The organism is Mesorhizobium sp. M0306, from assembly GCF_040321655.1.
Classification (GTDB): domain Bacteria; phylum Pseudomonadota; class Alphaproteobacteria; order Rhizobiales; family Rhizobiaceae; genus Mesorhizobium.
This window is the reverse complement of record NZ_JAMYRY010000004.1, coordinates 72,689-90,850: the sequence shown is the minus strand read 5'-3', so window position 1 is coordinate 90,850 and position 18,162 is coordinate 72,689. Positions and strand designations below refer to the sequence as shown.

The window sequence follows — 18,162 nt, the reverse complement described above, 5'->3', positions numbered from 1 at the left end:
CCGGCCTCATGCGACGCGCTTTAGGTTCTTGTTTTGATGCATGTCGTCATCGCAAAACCGCTGCACACTTTTGCGCGACATGCATTAGCCGCGCTTGAGCGGCTTGGCCTGCTTGAAAAAATCCGCCCAGGGATCGGCTTGCCCGAGCCGCTTCAGCGTCGTCTTGTCGCCGATCGGAAAGGCGTTCGGCGGCAATCCGGCCTCGATTTCCGCCCAGGTCACCGGCATCGAAACTGTGGCGCCTTTCTTGGCGCGCGACGAATAAGGTGCAACCGTGGTGGCGCCGCGGCCATTGCGCAGATAGTCGACGAAAATCTTGCCCGTGCGCGCCTTCTTCGACAGCGTCGCCGTGTATCGGTCGGGTGCCGCCTGTTCGAGCGCTCGGGCGAACTCATGGGCGAAGCCTTTGACTTCGTCCCAGTCCGCCGACGGCTTCAGCGGCACGAGGACATGATAGCCCTTGCCGCCCGAGGTCTTGACGAAATTCGGCAGGGACAGTTCGTCGAGCCGGCTGCGGATATCGAGCGCCGCGGCACGCACCGCCTTCACGTCGACACCCTCGTCGGGATCGAGATCGAAGATGATCTGGTCGGGTTTTTCCAGCTCGTCCGTGGTCGAGCCCCAGATGTGGATCTCGACGACGCCGAGCTGCACCAGGGCCACGACACCGTCGAAATCGCGGATGAACAATATCTCCTCGCCGTCGGTGGGATCCTTCATCACGGCGATCTTGTCGTGCATGCCGGCCGAGGCATGTTTTTGGAAGAACCGTTGGCCGCCGACCCCGTCCGGCGCCCGCACGAGGCTGAGCGGCCGGTTTATGACGAATTGCTTCATGCGCGGCCAGACCAGCGCGTAGTGATCGACCAGATGCTGCTTCGAGACGTTCTCCTCGGGCCACAGAAGCTTGTCCGGGCGGGACAGTGTAACCGCGCTTTTCGCCGCGCCTGCGGGTTTGGCGGGCTTTGGCTTCGGCTCTGCCGTGGCTGAGCGTGCTTTCGGTTTCTCCTGCACGACTTCCTCCGCCGGCTTGTCCTCGCGCAATCCCTGGAACGAGGCGTGGCGTATTATACGGTCCGACGTCCAACTGCGAAACTCCACTTCGCCGACAAGTTCGGGCTTGACCCAGACCAGCCCCTTGCCCCTTGGCACCGCCCTGTCGAAGGGCGAGGTTGTCGTCTTCAGCGCATCAAGCCTCTTCTTCAGTTCGTTGGTGCTTTTGGCCGTGAAGCCGGTGCCGACGCGGCCGGCATAGCGCAGCTTGCCGCCCTCGTGATAGCCGACCAGCAGCGAGCGCAGGCCGCGCCCGGTCTTGTCCGACGGCATGTAGCCGCCGATGACGAATTCCTGGCGTGCCGTGCATTTCGACTTCACCCACGAGGGAACACGGCCGCTGCGGTAGGGCGCATCGGCGCGCTTGGAGACGACGCCTTCGAGGCCCAGGCGGCAAGCGTGCTCCAGCATGATCTTGCCGGGCTCGGCAAAGTGGTCGCTGAAGCGCACGGCCTGATCCTCGGCCTGTCCGGCGAGCAAGGTGCGCAGCCTTTCCTTGCGCTCGACCAGCGGCTCGGAACGGATATCCTCACCGTTGAGACGCAACAGGTCGAAGACATAGTAGATGAAACGGTCCGTACGGCCCGCCGACAGATCTTGCTGCAGCAGCGAGAATGACGAGACACCGTTATCCGCCAGCACGACGATTTCGCCGTCGATGATCGCATCGGTGCATTTCAGGCCGCCAAGTGCCGCGACAATTGCGCCACCGAATTTGTCGGTCCAGTCGAGGCCGGTGCGTGTCAAAAGCCGCACCTCGGTGCCGGCAAGCTGCGCCTGCATGCGATAGCCGTCGAACTTCACCTCATGCAGCCAGTCCTTGCCGGGCGGAGCGTCCCGCTCCAGCGTTGCGAGCGCCGGTTCGATGAATTCGAGCCGCCTTGCCGCGACTGCCTTCTTGCCGGTAGCCGGCCTGTCGGACTGCCAGACCCTTGGCTTCTTGCCGTCGGCGGTCTTGCCTTCGCCGACCTCCTCGATGGTCAGGCCGGATTTCACCGATTGCGGCGCCTCCTGCAAAATGTCCTCGCCCGGACGCGCGGCGGCATCGTCGGATTTGATCAGCAACCAGTTGTCACGCTTTTCGCCCGGACGCGGCTTCAGCCGCACCAGATGCCAGGCGCCATGCAATTTGTGGCCGTGCAATTCGAAGTTGATGTGGCCTTTCTTCATTGCCTTTGCCGGGTCGCCATCGGGGACCCAAGTTCCCTCGTCCCAGACGATGACCGAGCCGCCGCCATATTGGCCCTTGGGGATAGTGCCTTCAAACGGCGCATAGTCGATCGGGTGGTCCTCGACGTGGACGGCGAGCCGCTTTTCGTGCGGGTCGAGGCTCGGGCCTCGCGTCACCGCCCAGCTCCACAGCACACCGCCATGCTCAAGGCGCAGGTCGTAGTGGAGCCGGGTGGCGGCATGCTTGTGGATGACGAAAATGCCACCCGGCTCGGCTTTCTTGCCGCGCGAGAGCTTGCCGGCCGGTTCGGCGGTCTTCTTGAAATTGCGCTTGGCGTGATACTGCTCGAGGCTGGCCATGGTCTGATCCTAAGCAGATTTGCGCCGAGCGGCTTTGGGCTTGGCGCCTTTTGCCGGGCGTCCGGTCTTTGTCGGCGCACCGGCTTCCGACGAAAGGCTCTTCTTCAGTGCATCGAAGAGATTGACGACGTTGGAGGGCCGTGGTTCTGCCTTTGTCTTCGGTGCCTTCTTGCCGGCCTTCTTGGCGCGGACCAGCTCGATCAGCGCGTTTTCGTATTTGTCCTCGAATTCGGAAGGATCGAACTTCGCCTGTTTCTCATTGACGATGTGTTCGGCCAGCCTGATCATCTCGGCGTCGGTCTTCACCGGCTTGATGTCGCCGAACACCATCTCGGGCCTGCGAACCGTATCGCCATAGCGTAGGGTCGTCAGCAGCAGACCCTTGCCCAACGGCTCGATGACCACCGGACGTTCGCGGCGATAGAGCACGATGCGGGCTAGCCCCGCCGTCTTCTTGGCGGCCATGGCCTCGCGGATGACTGCGAAGGCCTCTTCCGAGACCTCGTCCGCAGGCGTCAAATAATAGGGGGTATCGAGATAGATCTGCTGAATCGAGGATTTTTCGATGAAACCATCGAGGCTCATCGTATGCGAGGATTCGATCTGCACGGCTTCGATCTCCTCCTCCTCGATTTGGACGAAGTCGCCGTCGCCGATCTCGTAGCCTTTGATCTCGTCGCCTTCATCGAGCGGCTTGCCGCTTGCCGAATCGACATAGACGCGCTTGACGGTATTGCCGGTCTTGCGGTTGAGCACGCGGAACGAGACTTTCTCGGCCTGGGTGACGACATTGGTCAGTTCGACGGCGCAAGTGACCAGCGAAAGCTTGAGATACCCTCTCCAGGCCGGGCGCGGCGCCATGACAAACTCCCTGCGCGACAATGTTCAACCGAGAACGGGCAAAGTCTGTTCCGGTTCCGGCGGCGCAAAAGGCAAGTCCGGGCTTTCGGCCCAGCCTTGCCTTGAAGTCAATTCTCTATCGCTGCCCTACTCGGCGGCTTGCAGGTTGATTTTGCTTTCCGCCATCTCTGTAAGCTTGCGGTCGGTTGCCTGCTCCTCCTTGAGGTTGTTGGCCAACACATTGGCGCAGTCGCTGCGGCCCAGTTGCTTGGCCCAAGCAATCAAGGTGCCGTAACGGGTCATCTCATAATGCTCGACCGCCTGGGCGGAGGCGATCAGCGCAGCGTCGAGGACCTCCTTGTCGGCGATGTCGCCGCTGACGTCGTCGGCCTCTTCGAGAATGCCGTCGATGGCCGGGCAGTCGATTTGCTTGGCCTTCACGCCGTGCAGTTCGAACACCTGCTCGACACGCTGGATATGACCCTTGGTCTGGGCGAGATGTTTCTCAAAGCCGGCTTTCAGCTGCGGATCACTCGCTTTGTCGATCATCTTCGGCAGCGATTTCTCGATCTGTTTTTCAGCGTAATAGATGTCGCGCAGCGTGTGCACGAACAGATCGTCGAGTGTTTTGATATCCTTCGAAAAGAAGCCCATGGCCTTTGCCTTTCCATTGCTCTTGCAGTTTCGGATTTTTGGCTGCGGCCCAACCCGAGCACCACAGCTTGCGGAACCGGTTCGTCCCGGCACTGGGAAATCAACGTGTGGCTGACGGGCCGGTTCCTGGTTTTTCAACCACGTGCACGGAAATTTCGCGGTCCAGTAAGAACCTGAAACAAAACCGCGCTTCCGCGACATTCAGGCGAAACATATGTGATGCAAAAGTCACACTGGACGAAATGCCGACGGACTGCATGGAAACACCGCGAATCAGCCGCATTCCAGCCATGAACAAAGGCATTTTCGACCAGAGATTAACATCGCGTTCACCGACTATTCACGCCTGGACGCTATGATCCCCGCAATTCGGAAGGGACATCCGAAACGGGACAGGGACCGAGTAAAATGAGCTTCTGGAATCAAATCGCCGGCTATGCCGCCGCCATCCGCGAATTCGTCGCGCCGACCTATCGACCCGAGCGCTATTACATGCGCGGCCCAGGTCCCGCCTGCGCGCGCCGTGGCAACACGCTTGGGATCAGCGTGCACTGATGATGAGCTTGGAGAGCCGCCACGACAGCCAAATCTGCCGGCCCGACGCCGACTATCGGTCAACGACCTATCGCGCCGAGCGCCCTGCGCTGACCGACAGACGGCGTGCGACGACGCCAAGCCTCTAGCATTCCGGGCTTTGATCCAGCCGCCGGCAGGCCTAGTGTCGCCTGACACCAGCTGCCGGGCGCCACGTGATCGTCAAGCCGAACCATTCTCCTGAGCCGCCAGAATTCGAATCAAGTCGCCCGTTGATCGTGTTCGACGGTATTTGCGTGTTGTGCTCGGGCTTTGTGCGCATGGTGGTGAAGCTCGACCGCAAGGGCCGCTTCCATTTCGTAACGGCCCAGTCGCCCTTCGGCGAGATGCTGTTCAAGAAATATGGGCTGCGGACGGATCGCTACGAGACCAATCTCGTCATCGTCGATGGCGCCGCTTTCACCCGCCTGGACAGTTTCGTTGCCATTATGGCCGAACTCGGCTGGCCGTGGCGGGCGGCGCGGATCCTGCTGCTGTTGCCGCGCCCGCTTCGCGACTGGCTCTACGACCGCATCGCAAAGAACCGCTACGCCCTGTTCGGCAAGAAGGACAATTGTGAAATCCCTTCCGCCGAGGTGAGGGCAAGATTGATCGGCTAGGCTCATTGCCGTAGCCGGGAGCGGCGCTGGGCATTTTGGGGGAACTGCGGATGAAGGTTCTTGTCGTCGGCGGCTATGGCACCTTTGGCGGTCGCACCGTCGAGCTTTTGGAGGGCGAGCCGCATCTGATCCTCTTTGTCGCCGGGCGCTCGCTCGCCAAGGCTGACGCGTATTGCAAGAAGCGCGCCCCGACAGCAGCCCAGCTGGTGCCGGCACTGTTCGACCGTGACGGCAATCTTGCCGCGCAACTCGCTGCATTTGAGCCCGATATTGTAGTCGACGCGAGCGGTCCGTTCCAGGCCTATGGCGATGGACGGTACCGCCTGATCGAGGCCTGCATCGCCCGGCGCATCAACTATCTCGATCTAGCCGACGGCTCGGACTTCGTCGCCGGTGTCTCTGCGTTCGACGAGGCGGCGCGAAACGCCGGCGTCTTCGTGCTGTCCGGCTTCTCGAGCTTTCCGGTGCTGACGGCGGCGGTGGTGCGCCGCCTGTCTTCGGACCTGACGCGGGTCGACGGCATTCGCGGCGGCATCGCGCCGTCGCCCTTTGCCAGTGTCGGCGGAAACGTCATTCGCGCCATCGCCGGTTATGCCGGTCAGCCGGTGCGGCTTGTTCGCAACGGCCGTCCCGAACAAGGCCGTCCGTTCACCGAACAACTGCGCTACACTATCGCGCCGCCGGGCCGGCTGCCGCTTCGAAACACGCTGTTTTCGCTGGTCGACGTTCCCGACCTGCGCACCTTGGCCGAACTTTGGCCTGAGGCGGGGACCATCTGGATGGGAGCCGGGCCGGTACCCGAAGTGCTTCACCGCGCCCTGATCGGCCTCGCCTGGCTGGTGCGCGCCGGATTGATCGGTTCGCTTTTGCCGCTGGCGCCGCTGATGCATCAGGCAACGAACCGACTGCGCTGGGGCGAGCATCGCGGCGGCATGTTCGTCGAGGTGGAGGGATCGGACCGGGCGGGCGCCATCGTCAAGCGCTCGTGGCATCTCTTGGCCGAGGGCAATGACGGGCCGCTGATCCCGTCGATGGCGGTCGAAGCGCTGGTCCACAAAGCGCTGGCCGGACAACAGCCGGCGCCGGGCGCACGGGCGGCGGTGCGCGATCTTGAGCTCCGGGACTATGAGGCCCTGTTTGCCGGGCGGACGATCTACACCGGCTTCAGGAACGGGGTCGCGGACGAGGACAAGCCGCTTTATGCCGAGCTGCTCGGTGCCGCCTGGCAAGGCCTTCCCGAGGCAATACGGTCAATGCATGACCGTACGATCACGGCCGCAGGCCGCGCGCGCGTCGAACGCGGGCGCAATGTTCTTGGCCGGCTAATGGCCTGGATGGTCGGCTTCCCCGGGGCAAGCGAGGACATACCGGTTCATGTCCGCTTCGACACCGACAAGGACGGCGAGACCTGGACGCGGACATTCGGCAAGCACAGTTTTTCGAGCCTACAGTCCGCAGGCCGGGGTCGATCGCAGCGCCTGCTGTGCGAACGCTTCGGCCCGCTGACCTTCGCGATGGCGCTGGTTGCCGAAGACGGCCGGCTGGCGCTGGTCTTGCGCCGCTGGAGCCTTTTTGGCCTGCCGCTGCCGATGTGGCTCGGTCCACGCTCGACTTCCCACGAAACGGTGGAGGATGGCCGCTTCCGCTTCCATGTCGATATCTCGCATCCGCTTGCCGGCATGATCGCCCGCTACCGCGGTTGGCTGGAGCCCTCCGGTGCGCACGGCTCCAGCGAGATCGTGTCGCCTGCCACCTTGGCCAATTCGCGGCAGTCCTGCGCCGTGCACAGTGTCCAGCCCTGACCCGTAGCGCCCGAGGCGGCGAGCACGAGGCGCCGCTTTGGCCCGACCTTGGGCGCATAGACCCACCAGCCGTCGCGCAGCGCCGAGCCTTGCGGCGGCTCCATCCCGGCGCCCGATCCCTTGATGCGGGCCTCGACCAGCTCCAGGCTGAACGGCAGCACCTTCCAGTCTTCCTGCCACTGGGTCTTCTCCACCGAATGCACCCAGGAGAGCGTGAAGGCAGCGACCGCGAGCGTCACCGTCTTGCCGGCCGCGACGATGCAGAGGCTCATGCTGAATTGGCCAGCGAAGCCTGCCGCGCGCGCCAGCAGTGCCAGCCGATCCAGGCAAGGGACAGCGCCCAGCCCGCCTCGTCGGTGAGCGGCAGCGCCGCAACCAGCAGCACGCCGGCGGCGAACGCGACGAGGCGTTCCCACCAGGCCATGCGCCGGGCGAGAAATCCGACGGCCGCGGCGCCCCACAGGACGATACCCATGCAGGCTTTGATGACGATATAAGCGACCTCGACGGGATAGCCGAACTGGGCGGCGATCGGGCCGGGATCCTGCAGCATCAGCGCCGGGGTATAGACCGCCATGAACGGCACCACGAAGCCGGCAATGGCAAGCTTGGTTGCCTGGATGCCGATCTTGAGACCGCTTTCCTTGGCCATGGGTGCGGCGGCGAAGGCGGCCAGCGCCACAGGCGGGGTGAGATCGGCCATGATGCCGAAATAGAAGACGAACATATGGCTGACCACCAACGGCACGCCGAGCGACAGCAGCGCTGGCCCGGCCAGCGACGAAGTGATGATGTAGTTGGGAATGGTCGGTATGCCCATGCCGAGCACCAGGCAGGTGAGCATGGTCAAAAGCAGCGACAGGAACAGATTGTTCTCGCCGATCGAGATGATCCAGCCGATGAAGGTCGAGGCGATGCCGGTAAGCGTCAACGTGCCAATGACGATGCCGACAATGGCGCAGGCAATGCCGACCGGCAGCGCGTTCTTTGCTCCCTCGGCAAGGGAATCCACGCATATGCGCAGCGTCTCGCGCCCGCCCTTGAAGGTGAGGCAGGCGACGACCAGCACGGCGATGACCACGCTGAGGATGTTGACGCCGAATTTCATGAAGGAAGCCGCGGCAAGCCCGAGCGCCAGCCAGAAGACGACGCGGAAGGCGAGCGGCCCGATCGATGCTGCCAGCGGCGTGCCGAGGATGAGCACAATGGTCAACGCCAGGCCCATGGTGCCGGCGAAGACCGGTGTGTAGCCGGCAAACAGCAGGTAGATCAGTGCGGCGAGAGGCAGTACCAGCGGCCAATGTTGTCTCACTGCATCCCACGGATTGGGCAGGTCGGCCTTGGCCATGCCGTGCAGGCCGGCCTTGCCGGCTTCCAGGTGCACCTGCCAGAAACACGCGCCGAAATAGAGCAGCGCCGGAATGATCGCCGCCTTGACCACCGCGGCATAGGGGATGTTCAGCGTCTCGGCCATGATGAAGGCAACCGCTCCCATCACCGGCGGCATGATCTGGCCGCCCATCGACGAGGTCGCCTCGACAGCTCCGGCGAAGGCCGAGCGGAAGCCAAAGCGCTTCATCAGCGGGATGGTGAACTGGCCACTGGCCACCACATTGGCGACGCCAGAGCCGGAAATGGTGCCCATCAGCGCCGAGGACAGCACGCAGACCTGCGCCGGGCCGCCGCGCCATGAGCCGACCAGGCCAAGCGCAAAATCGTTGAACAGCGCGATCATGCCGGCGCGCTCAAGAAAGGCGGCGAAGACGACGAAGATGAAGATGTAGGCGGCCGAGACATAGATCGGCGTGCCGTAGATGCCTTCGGTGCCATAGGCGAAGGTGTCGACGAGCTGGGCGAAATCATAGCCGCGATGGATGAAAGGCGGCGGCAGATGATTGCCGGCAAATGCGTAGGCGAGAAAGATGAAGGCAATGACGGCGAGCGGCAGCCCCATCAATCGCCGCGCCGCCTCGAAGACCAGCACGACCAGCACCGCGCCGACGATCAGGTCAGGCGTGGTGAGAAAGCCGGAGCGGCGGATGAGGTCGGCATAGAACACCCAATTGTACAGACCGGTGGCGAAGCCAAGCACGCCGAGCGTCCAGAACACTGCTTTCGCCGGGACGCTTTTGGCGCGCAGATTGGCGATTAGGGCAAAGCCGAGCAGCAGCAGGAAGCCGACATGCATGGCGCGTACGACCTGGCTCGGCAGGCTGCCATAGGCGGCGATGTATATCTGGAAGATGGAGAAGGCGACGGCGATAAAAAAAGCCGCCTTGCCGGCGATGCCTTCGCCGAAGCCCGGCGGCAATCCTTCGACAGGGATTTCGGCGGTGGGGGAAGGAATCGTCGGGGTTTCGGTCATTAGCGGGGTTCCTGGCGGGGCGCTCCCCTCCCCCTTGGGGGGAGGGTGCCGAGCGAAGCGAGGCGGGTGGGGTCGGTGCGGCAGTGCGCGGCCTCAACCGACCCCACCCGTCCATCCGCCTTCGGCGGCTGTCCACCCTCCCCTCAAGGGGGAGGGATGGCTCCTTACTTCACCAATCCCTTTTCCTTGTAATACCTCTCGGCGCCTGGATGCAGCGGCACCGGCATGCCGTCGAGCGCCTTGGCCGGGTCGATCGCCTTGGCGGCGGCGTGGGCAGCGGTGAGCTGGTCGAGATGCTCGAACAGCAGTTTGGTCATCTGGTAGGCGGTCTCGTCGGAGACATCGGCGCTGGTGATCAGGAAATTGCCGACGGCGGCGGTCGCGACATCCTCGGTCTGGCCCTCATAGGTGCCCTTGGGGATGACCACGGAAAGATAGGGCGAGCCGATCTTGGCGACGTCCTCCGCCGGCACGGCAACGATGTTTACCGGCACTGAGGTGGCGAGGTCACGGATCGACGCGACCCCAAGGCCAGCCGATTGCAGCGTGGCGTCGAGCTGGCGGTTCTTGATCAGTTCCACCGATTCGGCGAAGGGCAGATATTCGATCCGCCCGAGGTCTTCGTATTTCAGCCCGGCAGCGGCAAATATCGTGCGGGCGTTGAGCTCGGTGCCCGAGGCCGGCGCGCCGACAGATTAGCTCTTGCCCTTGAGATCGGCGAGCGTCTTGATGCCGGATTCCTTGCTGGCGACGATCTGGATGTAGTTGGGATAGATGGCGGCGATGCCGCGCAGCTTATCGAGCTTGCCTGGGAAGCCGGCTTCGGTATTGCCTTCGGCGGCCAGCTTGACAGAATCGCCCAGCGCGAAAGCGATCTCGCCCTTGCCCTGCTGCAAGAGATTGAGGTTTTCGACCGAGGCCTTCGTCGCCTGCACCTGGGTGCGCGCGCCTTCGATGCCCTTGCCGTAGATTTCCGACAGCGCGACGCCGAGCGGATAGTAGACGCCGGACGTGCCGCCGGTCAGCACGTTGATGAATTCCTGTGCCTTGACTGATACCGCGCCAACGCCAAGCGACAGCGCCAGCACGCCCGCCGCAATAAATTTCGTCCTGAAATTGGGCATGCGATTTCCTCCCTGAAAATTCGGCCCGTGCCCTCCTCTGCGGCACGAAGCGAGGCGAGTTTAGACAGCGGGCGGGAAATGCCAACCCGCAATAGCAGCGATTAGACGAACGGCTAAGCAGTGCCCCAGCACATCGGCGCTTGCGCGAGGTCGCATCGCGGCCGAAAGATTTTTCCAGCGCCTGTCGAAATCGGGCAGGGCCGCGCGACATACGTCCGGCTCGCAACGATGCGGCCTTAGAAACGGGAGAAGACCATGCGATATATGCTTTTGATCTACGGAAACGAAGCGGGGATGGCAGCCGCGCCGGCAGACGCGGTGACACAGATGTCGAGCGCCTATGTCGCCTATACCGAAGCGTTGAAGAAATCTGGCGCCTGGCTCGCCGGCGACCGGCTGAAGCCGACGCAATCCGCTACCTCGGTGCGGATGGCCAATGGCAAGACCAACGTGCTCGACGGCCCCTATGCCGACACCAAGGAGCAGCTTGCCGGCTTCTATATGATCGAAGCGGAGGACGTCGACGCGGCCATTGCCTGGGCGGCGCGCTGCCCGGGCGCCAGCACCGGCACCGTAGAGGTGCGGCCGATCTGGGAACTCACCATGTGATGCCGGAACTGCCCGATACCGCGCGGGCGGCGGCGGAAGCGGCCGCCCGGCAAAGCTACGGCAAGCTGGTCGCCTATCTCGCCGCACGCACGCGCGACGTGGCCGCTGCCGAGGACGCATTGGCTGATGCCTTTGCAGCGGCGCTCGAGCGTTGGCCAAAGGCGGGGGTGCCCGACAAGCCGGAAGCCTGGCTGCTGGCGGTGGCGCGCAGGCGCCGCGTCGACGCGGTCAGACGGCGGCTGACAAGCGAGGCGGGCCGCGACCACCTCAGGCTGATCGCCGAGGAGATGGAGGCACGCATGGCCGAGGAAGACCTGCCGGACGAGCGGCTCAGGCTGATGTTTGCCTGCGCCCATCCGGCGATCGAGGCCGGCGTCCGCGCGCCGCTGATCCTGCAGACGGTCCTGGGCTTCGACGCAGCGACGATCGCCTCGGCTTTTCTGGTATCGCCAGCCACGATGAGCCAGCGCCTGGTGCGCGCCAAGACGCGAATTCGCGAGACAGGCATTCCGTTCCGCGTGCCGGAGCGGGCCGAGCTCGGTGAGCGGTTGGGCACCGTTCTGGAAGCAATCTACGCGGCGTTTGCCGAAGGTTGGTCCGACCCGGCCGGCACCGAAACGCGGCGCCGCAATCTCGCGACCGAAGCCATCTGGCTCGGCCGTCTGATGGCCACGCTGATGCCGGACGAGCCGGAGGCGCTCGGCCTGCTGGCGCTGATGCTGTTCGCCGAGGCGCGGCGTGCAGCCCGGCGCAATGCGGCGGGTGATTACGTACCGCTGGCCGAGCAGGATCTTGCACTGTGGGATGACACAATGATCGATGAAGCGGAGACGCTGCTCAGGCGCGCCGCAGCCGAAGGCGTTGTCGGCCGCTACCAGCTCGAGGCCGCCGTGCAGTCTGCCCATACGACACGGCGGCTGACCGGTTCTACCGACTGGGTCGCGATCAAGGAGCTCTATGACGCGCTGTCGGTAATCGCCGGCTCGCCGGTGGTGTCGATCAATCGCGCGGTGGCCATTGCCGAGGCCGAAGGTGCTTCGGCAGGATTGAGCGCGCTTGATCAATTCAGCGGCGACAAACGGCTGTACGACTATCAACCTTACTGGGCCGCCCGCGCGGGCCTGCTGGCCAGACTCGGCAACATTCGGGAGGCGAGCGAGGCCTATGACCGGGCTATCGGCCTCGAACGCGATCCGGCCGTGCGTCGGTTCCTGCAGGAACGACGGGCAGGGCTCGGCCGCGCGGAAAGACACTGAGACAAGGCGGAGTGCTTAGGCCGGCCACATGTCGTGGGAAGCATTCAGCCTCTTCATCACCCGATGTTCCCGCAAATTGGCCCATAGGCGTTCGATGTTCGGCCAAGCGGTTGGAACCTTCGCGACCTCCGGATGCCAGGCCACCAACATGACGAGATAGATGTCGGCCAGCGAGAGCCGGTCGCCGGCCAGCCAGTCACGGCCTTCGAGGGCGGCATCGAGAATGGCGAAGCTGCGATCCATTTCCGAGACCGCCGCCTGTTTGACAGCGTCCACGCCGCGGGGATCGGTCGTGTAGCGATGAGCGTAGAAGAACCGCAGGTCAGCCGAATAGGTGACGGAGGACATGAAAAACATCCAGCGCAGGAAGTCGGCACGGTCAGGCGAGCTTGCTGCGGGTGCCAGTCCTGCTTCCGGGTGGCGCTCGGCCAGCAGGATGCAGATCGCCGCCGATTCGGTCATCGAGCGTCCGTCCGGCAAGATCAGGACCGGCACCTGGTTCAAGGGGCTGATGTCTAAAAAGGCCTGATTGAGTCGGCCCTTCGGAACGTCGATCTGGTCGAAAGGCACACCCGCCAAAGCGAGCGCCGCCTCGACGACGAAGCCGCCGGTATTGGCACGCGTATAGAGCTTGTACATGAAGTCCTCCGCCAGCCGGTGCAAGGCCGGCGACGATCTGAACCGAAGCGCCGCCTTACTCAAGCGAGCGGCAGCCGCCACAGGTGTTTTTTCAGCGGGCCAGTGCTGTTATCTGGGTCGTCGGCGCACGGGTTGGAGCCTGTTGCCCTAGATGAACTAGTCTAGCGCAAACCTTCGAGATTGGCTGAAGCCCACCTACCTTCGTCATGTATGGGGCGGAGCAGGAGCGAAGCGACGTCGCCGAGACCCTGGTCCATGCCGTAACTTCTGAGCGTCGCGACGGTGCAGAGCCTTTAGATGTCGGAGGACAGCGTGCATGCTGCCGATGTTGCAACGGCTTTCACATCTGCACCGCGGTATTCGTTGGCCACGCTCACGGAATGGATCCCAGGGTCTGCGCTCCGCTTCGCGTTCGCTCCGCCCTGGGATGACGAGGTGTCCAGACTCTAAGCCCCCAATCCCTCGAACAGGATCGTCGAGAGATAGCGCTCGGCGAAGGAGGGGATGACGACGACGAGGTTCTTGCCCTTGTTCTCGGGCCGCGAGCCGACGACGATTGCCGCTTGCAGGGCGGCACCCGACGAGATGCCGACCGGCACACCTTCGAGCCGAGCGACGAGCCGTGCATTGGCAACCGAATCCTCGTTCGAGACCTTGACGATCTCGTCATAGATCGTCGTGTCGAGGATTTTTGGCGCGAAGCCGGCGCCAATGCCCTGGATCTTGTGCGGGCCTGGCTGGCCGCCCGACAGCACCGGCGAGGCTTCCGGTTCGACGGCGACGACATGCACCGAGGGCTTGCGCTTCTTCAGCACCTGGCCGACGCCGGTGATGGTGCCGCCGGTTCCGATGCCGGCAACGAAGATATCGACTTCGCCATGGGTGTCGTTCCAGATTTCCTCGGCCGTAGTGCGGCGATGGATTTCCGGATTGGCCGGATTCTCGAATTGCTGCGGAATGACGGCGTCGGGCAGCGTTGCCGCCAGCTCGTCGGCCTTGGCGATGGCGCCCTTCATGCCTTTCGGCCCTTCGGTCAACACCAGTTCGGCACCGAGCAGCGCCAGCATCTTGCGGCGTTCGACGGACATGGTTTCCGGCATGGTCAGGATCAGCTTGTAGCCCTTGGCGGCGGCGGCAAAGGCGAGCGCGATGCCGGTATTGCCCGAGGTCGGCTCGATCAGCGTGGTCTTGCCGGGCGTAATCCTGCCCGAAGCCTCCAATGCCTCGATCATCGACACGCCGATGCGGTCCTTGACCGAGGCGATCGGGTTGAAGAATTCGAGTTTGGCCAGCAGATTGGCGACGACACCCTTCTCCCTGGCGAATTTATCAAGCCGCACCAGCGGCGTGTCGCCGATCGTCTCGGTGATCGAATTGTAGATGCGGCCGCGGCCGGGCACGTGTGTGGGGGTGGCGGGCTTGTTCATTGATTTTCCTCCCAGAGGTCAAGCGGCAAGAGTCGGGGCGGGCATAGGATAGAGCCATCCACCGCGCAAGATAGGCTGTCGATCGAAAAATATGCGAGTGAAGTTCGTGCTGAATACCCCCGCCCTTGCAAGGCGTGACAATCCCTGGGCGGATTGGCGAAAGAGGTCTATTGGCGGGCGGCAATTGCCGCCGCCGCACCGACCATGAATCCGGCGGCGGTGCGGTTGAGTGCCCTCAGCGCCCGCGGCGACTTCAGGAACCAGCGCGCCTTGGCCGCCAGCGCCAGATAGGGCACCAGCACCACGAGCAGGACGACGATGGTGAGCGCGACAAGGATCGCGTAGTCGACCAGCGTGATCGCCTTCAGATCGACGATGGTCGGGGTGATGGCAAGATAGAAGATCATCGTCTTCGGATTGCCGAGTGTGACGGCGAGACCGGCTACAAAGCTGGATGCCAAGCCGCCCTTGCCTTTCTTCGCCTCTACCGTTTCGGGCGTGATGCCGCTCGTCCAGAAACGCCAGCCAAGAAAAGCGAGGTAGGCGACGCCCAGCCATTTGATGGCCAGGAAGACCATGCCGAAAGTTTGTGCGACGAAAGCCAGGCCGAGCACCACGGCAGTCAAATAGGTCAGGTCGCCGAGCATCAGCCCGAACGACATGGCCAGCGACGAGCGGAAGCCGGAACCCAGCGCACGCGCAACGAGCGCGGTGACGCCTGGGCCGGGGATGGCTGCGGCGATGCCGAGGGCGGCGCTATAGGCGAGGAACCCGGTGAGCGTCATGATTCGCGCTTGTCGCACGATGTTGAAGTTGGGTGAATTCCCTCGGGCCGAATTCGATTGCGCCAGCGCAGCAGGCGACACCGCCGTTCAGGAGCGGCCGTCTTCGTAGGTAACGCGCCAGATGGTGCCGTTACCGTCCTCTGTGACGATCAGCGAGCCGTCCTTGGCCATCGCGACACCGACCGGGCGGCCCCAGACGGCGTCGTTCGAGATGACGAAGCCGGTCATGAAGTCCTCATACTCGCCGGTCGGCTTGCCATCCCTGAATTTGAGCCTCACCACCTTGTAGCCGGTCCTGGCGCCACGGTTCCACGAACCATGCATGGTGACGAAGGCGTCACCCTGATAATCCGCCGGGAAGTTCTTGCCGTCGTAGAAGGCTATGTTCATCGGCGCCGAATGCGCCTGCATCAATACATCGGGGACAGTGGCCTTGCCGGCCAGGTCTGGCCGCTCGCCCTGATGGCGCGGATCCTCGTTATTGCCGATGTAGTACCAAGGCCAACCATAGAATCCGCCGTCCTTGACCGCAGTTGCAAATTCGAACGGCACGTTGTCGCCGAGTTCGTCCCGCTCATTGACGACGCACCACAATGCGCCGGTGGCGGGCTGCACCGTCATGCCCGTGCAGTTGCGCAGGCCGGTGGCGACAGTTCGGGGATTTTTCCCATCCGGGTCAAAGGCGAGCACATCTGCACGGCCTTCCTCGGAGCCCCACGTTGCACCGAGCGGCTTTGATTTCGCCCACGCGTCGACGCCGCCATCGGGTTGCTTGTCCATGTCCTCGGCGACATTCGAGTCCGAGCCAACCGATAAAAAAAGCGTCTTGCCGTCAGGCGAGAAGGCGATGTCACGGGTCGAGTGACCGCCCGACGGGATTTTGGCGACAATGGTTTCTGGTTTACCGGACGCCTTTAGGTCACCGTCGCGATAGGGGAAGCGGACGATGCTGTCGCTGTTTGCGACATAGACCCATTGCGGCTTGTCCCCTGGCGGATAGAAGGCGATGCCATATGGATAGTTGAGGCCCTTGGCGAAAATCGCTTTCTCGATGGGTTTGGCGCGGCCCTCGGCCAGACGGTAGACACGTATTTGGTCGGCATGGCCGTTGGCGATGAACAGGTCGCCGTTCGGAGCGGCGCGAACGACGCGCGGATTATAGAGTCCGGAGGCGATCATTTCGGCCGAAAAGCCCGGAGGCAATTCTGGCTTGGCGCTTTCGGGCCGCTCCGCCACGCCGGCGCCGTTCGAAGCGGATTGAGCGGGGTCGGCTGCCGGCATGTCTTGCGGCCCGATCAGGCGGCGGACGCCAGGCCTGTCGGCGTGCCAATCGCCAAAAGCCGCTTCGCCTTTGAGCACCTTCTGATCCGACTGCTGGGCGGATGCCGGTGTCGCGACAAGGAGAGCAGCGGCAATGGCCGCAAGGCCGTCAGATCGGGTCATCAACGTCCTCCGGGATTCGCCTCGAAGAGGGCAAACGGCATGAGGCATTGGTCGTTCCAAGCGGTCGTCCGGAACACGAGGATTTGAAGCCGAACCCCTTCAGTTGCCAGAGGCGTAGAAATCGTCATCAAGGCGCTTTTCCAGCGCGACCAGATCGGCCGGCAGCGGCAGGCCCATGGCCCGCATCTCTTGCAGCTTCTCACGCAACTGCTCTTGCACCTCGTGCTGATCCTCAGGCTGATTGACCATTTCCTCGAGCAGCAGGCTAATCTGGGCCTTGAACGATTCCAGCGCCATTTTTTTCTCCTTGCGGCAGGCCGCGGCGGCTCCTAGCGCAGCATGCGCGAAATCAGCTGCGCGGTATAGTCGACCATCGGTACTATGCGGGCATAGTTCAACCGCGTCGGCCCGATGACGCCGAGCGCACCAACGACGCGCGCGTCCTTGTCGCGATAGGGTGCCACCACCAGCGAGGAGCCAGACAGCGAAAACAGCTTGTTTTCCGAACCGATGAATATGCGCACGCCTGGGCCTTCCTCGGCGAGATCGAGGAGCTGGATCAGCCCATCCTGCGTCTCCAGATCCTCGAACAGATGCCGCAGCAATTCTATGTCGGCCTGGGCAGTGACGTTTTCCAGGAGATTGGCGCGGCCGCGCACGATAAGCCGCCCAGGCACGCCGCTTTCGGCGCCTGCCCAGACCGCCAGGCCCTTCTCGACCAGATCCTGCGACAGCGTGTCGAGGGCTGCCCTGGTCTCTTCCTTGATGCGGGCGATCTCGACCCGCGCCTCGGCCAGGGTGCGGCCGCGGATATGGGCGTTGAGGAAGTTGGAGGCTTCGTGCAATTGCGAGACGGTGATGCCGGCGGGCAGATCGATGACGCGATTTTCGACGTCGCCGTTCTGCGAGACCAGCACGGCCAGCGCCTTGGTCGGCTCGAGCTGGATGAATTCGATGTGCTTCAGCGCCACCTCGTTCTTGGCGGCGAGCACGAGGCCGGCGCCGCGCGACATGCCGGACAGCATCTGGCTGGCCTCGGTCAGCATATGCTCCAGCGTCGCGCCCGAGCCGGAGGCGCGCACCTGCGCCTCAATGGTGCGGCGCTCCTCGTCGGAGAGGTCACCCAGTTCCATGAAAGCATCGACAAAGAAGCGCAGGCCGGCCTGGGTCGGCAGCCGGCCGGCCGAAATGTGCGGCGCATAGATCAGGCCGAGATGCTCAAGGTCACTCATCACGTTGCGGATGGTGGCCGGCGACAGCGACGACGGCAGGATGCGCGACAGGCTGCGCGAACCGACCGGCTCGCCATCCCTCAAATAGGAATCGACGATGCGCCGGAAGATGTCGCGCGAACGCATGTCGAGCGATTGAAGCGCGGGCGATTGCAGCGCGTGCGACGGGAGCACGTGCGACTGCGAGCCGGTATCGACTGCCTTTGTCAT

Annotated in this window: 16 protein-coding genes and 1 pseudogene; 5 read left to right on the top strand and 12 right to left on the bottom strand. The window is 63.5% G+C overall.

The features are described from left to right. Positions 1-84 precede the first annotated feature (84 nt). The 3 genes from ligD to NKI95_RS09025 form a co-directional block, all read right to left on the bottom strand. Positions 85-2,583, bottom strand: a complete 2,499-nt coding sequence (gene ligD, locus NKI95_RS09035) for a DNA ligase D (RefSeq protein WP_352716047.1) — start codon at positions 2,581-2,583, stop codon at positions 85-87. Positions 2,584-2,592: 9 nt separating this feature from the next. After that, positions 2,593-3,444 (bottom strand): non-homologous end joining protein Ku, encoded by an 852-nt coding sequence (gene ku, locus NKI95_RS09030; RefSeq protein WP_352716044.1) that lies wholly within the window; start codon positions 3,442-3,444, stop codon positions 2,593-2,595. Positions 3,445-3,570: 126 nt separating this feature from the next. Then, positions 3,571-4,077, bottom strand: coding sequence for a YciE/YciF ferroxidase family protein (locus NKI95_RS09025; RefSeq protein ID WP_352716042.1), 507 nt, complete (start codon positions 4,075-4,077; stop codon positions 3,571-3,573). A 408-nt stretch (positions 4,078-4,485) separates the two neighbouring features. Between NKI95_RS09025 and NKI95_RS09020 the strand changes: the two genes are divergently transcribed. The 3 genes from NKI95_RS09020 (at position 4,486) to NKI95_RS09010 (ending at position 7,072) form a co-directional block, all read left to right on the top strand. Continuing rightward, the gene (locus NKI95_RS09020; RefSeq protein ID WP_023718851.1) at positions 4,486-4,632 is read left to right on the top strand and encodes a hypothetical protein; all 147 of its coding nucleotides are present in this window, start codon (positions 4,486-4,488) and stop codon (positions 4,630-4,632) included. Between the two features lie 257 nt (positions 4,633-4,889). Further along, positions 4,890-5,270 (top strand): thiol-disulfide oxidoreductase DCC family protein, encoded by a 381-nt coding sequence (locus NKI95_RS09015; protein ID WP_352716393.1) that lies wholly within the window; start codon positions 4,890-4,892, stop codon positions 5,268-5,270. A 50-nt stretch (positions 5,271-5,320) separates the two neighbouring features. Continuing rightward, positions 5,321-7,072 carry a saccharopine dehydrogenase family protein gene (locus NKI95_RS09010; RefSeq protein WP_352716040.1) on the top strand — a complete coding sequence of 584 codons (1,752 nt, stop codon included), beginning with the start codon at positions 5,321-5,323 and terminating at the stop codon, positions 7,070-7,072. Here the strand turns inward: NKI95_RS09010 and NKI95_RS09005 are convergent. From NKI95_RS09005 to NKI95_RS08995, 3 genes and pseudogenes are all read right to left on the bottom strand, one after another. Continuing rightward, on the bottom strand, positions 6,961-7,344 hold the full coding sequence (locus NKI95_RS09005) for a DUF1850 domain-containing protein (protein WP_352716037.1): 384 nt from the start codon (positions 7,342-7,344) through the stop codon (positions 6,961-6,963). The two genes, NKI95_RS09010 and NKI95_RS09005, sit on opposite strands and share 112 nt — an antisense overlap. Next, positions 7,341-9,437: a TRAP transporter permease gene (locus NKI95_RS09000; RefSeq protein WP_352716034.1), complete on the bottom strand. Its 2,097-nt coding sequence runs from the start codon at positions 9,435-9,437 to the stop codon at positions 7,341-7,343. The genes NKI95_RS09005 and NKI95_RS09000 overlap by 4 nt, the downstream gene beginning before the upstream one ends. A 164-nt stretch (positions 9,438-9,601) precedes the next feature. Beyond that, positions 9,602-10,561: pseudogene (locus NKI95_RS08995) on the bottom strand (TAXI family TRAP transporter solute-binding subunit). A gap of 255 nt (positions 10,562-10,816) precedes the next feature. Here NKI95_RS08995 and NKI95_RS08990 point away from each other — a divergent pair. Next, entirely contained in the window at positions 10,817-11,170 is a 354-nt protein-coding gene (locus tag NKI95_RS08990) for a YciI family protein (RefSeq protein WP_023718846.1), read from the top strand. After that, entirely contained in the window at positions 11,170-12,426 is a 1,257-nt protein-coding gene (locus tag NKI95_RS08985; RefSeq protein ID WP_352716033.1) for an RNA polymerase sigma factor, read from the top strand. Before NKI95_RS08990 ends, NKI95_RS08985 begins: the two co-directional genes overlap by 1 nt. Positions 12,427-12,441: 15 nt before the next feature. Here the strand turns inward: NKI95_RS08985 and NKI95_RS08980 are convergent, their stop codons facing one another. The 6 genes from NKI95_RS08980 to hrcA form a co-directional block, all read right to left on the bottom strand. Then, the gene (locus NKI95_RS08980; protein WP_352716031.1) at positions 12,442-13,065 is read right to left on the bottom strand and encodes a glutathione S-transferase family protein; all 624 of its coding nucleotides are present in this window, start codon (positions 13,063-13,065) and stop codon (positions 12,442-12,444) included. A gap of 446 nt (positions 13,066-13,511) precedes the next feature. Further along, positions 13,512-14,492: a cysteine synthase A gene (gene cysK / locus NKI95_RS08975; RefSeq protein ID WP_023718844.1), complete on the bottom strand. Its 981-nt coding sequence runs from the start codon at positions 14,490-14,492 to the stop codon at positions 13,512-13,514. Between the two features lie 167 nt (positions 14,493-14,659). Further along, a complete protein-coding gene (locus NKI95_RS08970) occupies positions 14,660-15,277 on the bottom strand; it encodes a LysE family translocator (protein ID WP_352716028.1) in 618 nt (205 codons plus the stop codon). A gap of 87 nt (positions 15,278-15,364) precedes the next feature. Then, positions 15,365-16,720, bottom strand: coding sequence for a PQQ-dependent sugar dehydrogenase (locus tag NKI95_RS08965; protein ID WP_352716026.1), 1,356 nt, complete (start codon positions 16,718-16,720; stop codon positions 15,365-15,367). A 99-nt stretch (positions 16,721-16,819) separates the two neighbouring features. Further along, entirely contained in the window at positions 16,820-17,017 is a 198-nt protein-coding gene (locus NKI95_RS08960) for a hypothetical protein (protein WP_254818005.1), read from the bottom strand. 32 nt (positions 17,018-17,049) lie between these two features. Beyond that, complete coding sequence (gene hrcA, locus NKI95_RS08955; protein ID WP_502909130.1) at positions 17,050-18,162, bottom strand: heat-inducible transcriptional repressor HrcA; 1,113 nt, start codon at positions 18,160-18,162, stop codon at positions 17,050-17,052.

Excerpts from the sequence above, each read along its gene's own strand:
- NKI95_RS08985 (WP_352716033.1), top strand. The coding sequence starts at position 11,170 with ATGCCGGAACTGCCCGATACCGCGCGGGCGGCGGCGGAAGCGGCCGCC.
- NKI95_RS08965 (WP_352716026.1), bottom strand. The coding sequence starts at position 16,720 with ATGACCCGATCTGACGGCCTTGCGGCCATTGCCGCTGCTCTCCTTGTC.
- NKI95_RS08970 (WP_352716028.1), bottom strand. The coding sequence starts at position 15,277 with ATGACGCTCACCGGGTTCCTCGCCTATAGCGCCGCCCTCGGCATCGCC.
- ligD (WP_352716047.1), bottom strand. The coding sequence starts at position 2,583 with ATGGCCAGCCTCGAGCAGTATCACGCCAAGCGCAATTTCAAGAAGACC.
- NKI95_RS08990 (WP_023718846.1), top strand. The coding sequence starts at position 10,817 with ATGCGATATATGCTTTTGATCTACGGAAACGAAGCGGGGATGGCAGCC.
- NKI95_RS08960 (WP_254818005.1), bottom strand. The coding sequence starts at position 17,017 with ATGGCGCTGGAATCGTTCAAGGCCCAGATTAGCCTGCTGCTCGAGGAA.
- ku (WP_352716044.1), bottom strand. The coding sequence starts at position 3,444 with ATGGCGCCGCGCCCGGCCTGGAGAGGGTATCTCAAGCTTTCGCTGGTC.
- cysK (WP_023718844.1), bottom strand. The coding sequence starts at position 14,492 with ATGAACAAGCCCGCCACCCCCACACACGTGCCCGGCCGCGGCCGCATC.
- NKI95_RS09020 (WP_023718851.1), top strand. The coding sequence starts at position 4,486 with ATGAGCTTCTGGAATCAAATCGCCGGCTATGCCGCCGCCATCCGCGAA.
- NKI95_RS09010 (WP_352716040.1), top strand. The coding sequence starts at position 5,321 with ATGAAGGTTCTTGTCGTCGGCGGCTATGGCACCTTTGGCGGTCGCACC.
- NKI95_RS08980 (WP_352716031.1), bottom strand. The coding sequence starts at position 13,065 with ATGTACAAGCTCTATACGCGTGCCAATACCGGCGGCTTCGTCGTCGAG.
- NKI95_RS09000 (WP_352716034.1), bottom strand. The coding sequence starts at position 9,437 with ATGACCGAAACCCCGACGATTCCTTCCCCCACCGCCGAAATCCCTGTC.
- NKI95_RS09025 (WP_352716042.1), bottom strand. The coding sequence starts at position 4,077 with ATGGGCTTCTTTTCGAAGGATATCAAAACACTCGACGATCTGTTCGTG.
- hrcA (WP_502909130.1), bottom strand. The coding sequence starts at position 18,162 with ATGACAAAGGCAGTCGATACCGGCTCGCAGTCGCACGTGCTCCCGTCG.
- NKI95_RS09005 (WP_352716037.1), bottom strand. The coding sequence starts at position 7,344 with ATGAGCCTCTGCATCGTCGCGGCCGGCAAGACGGTGACGCTCGCGGTC.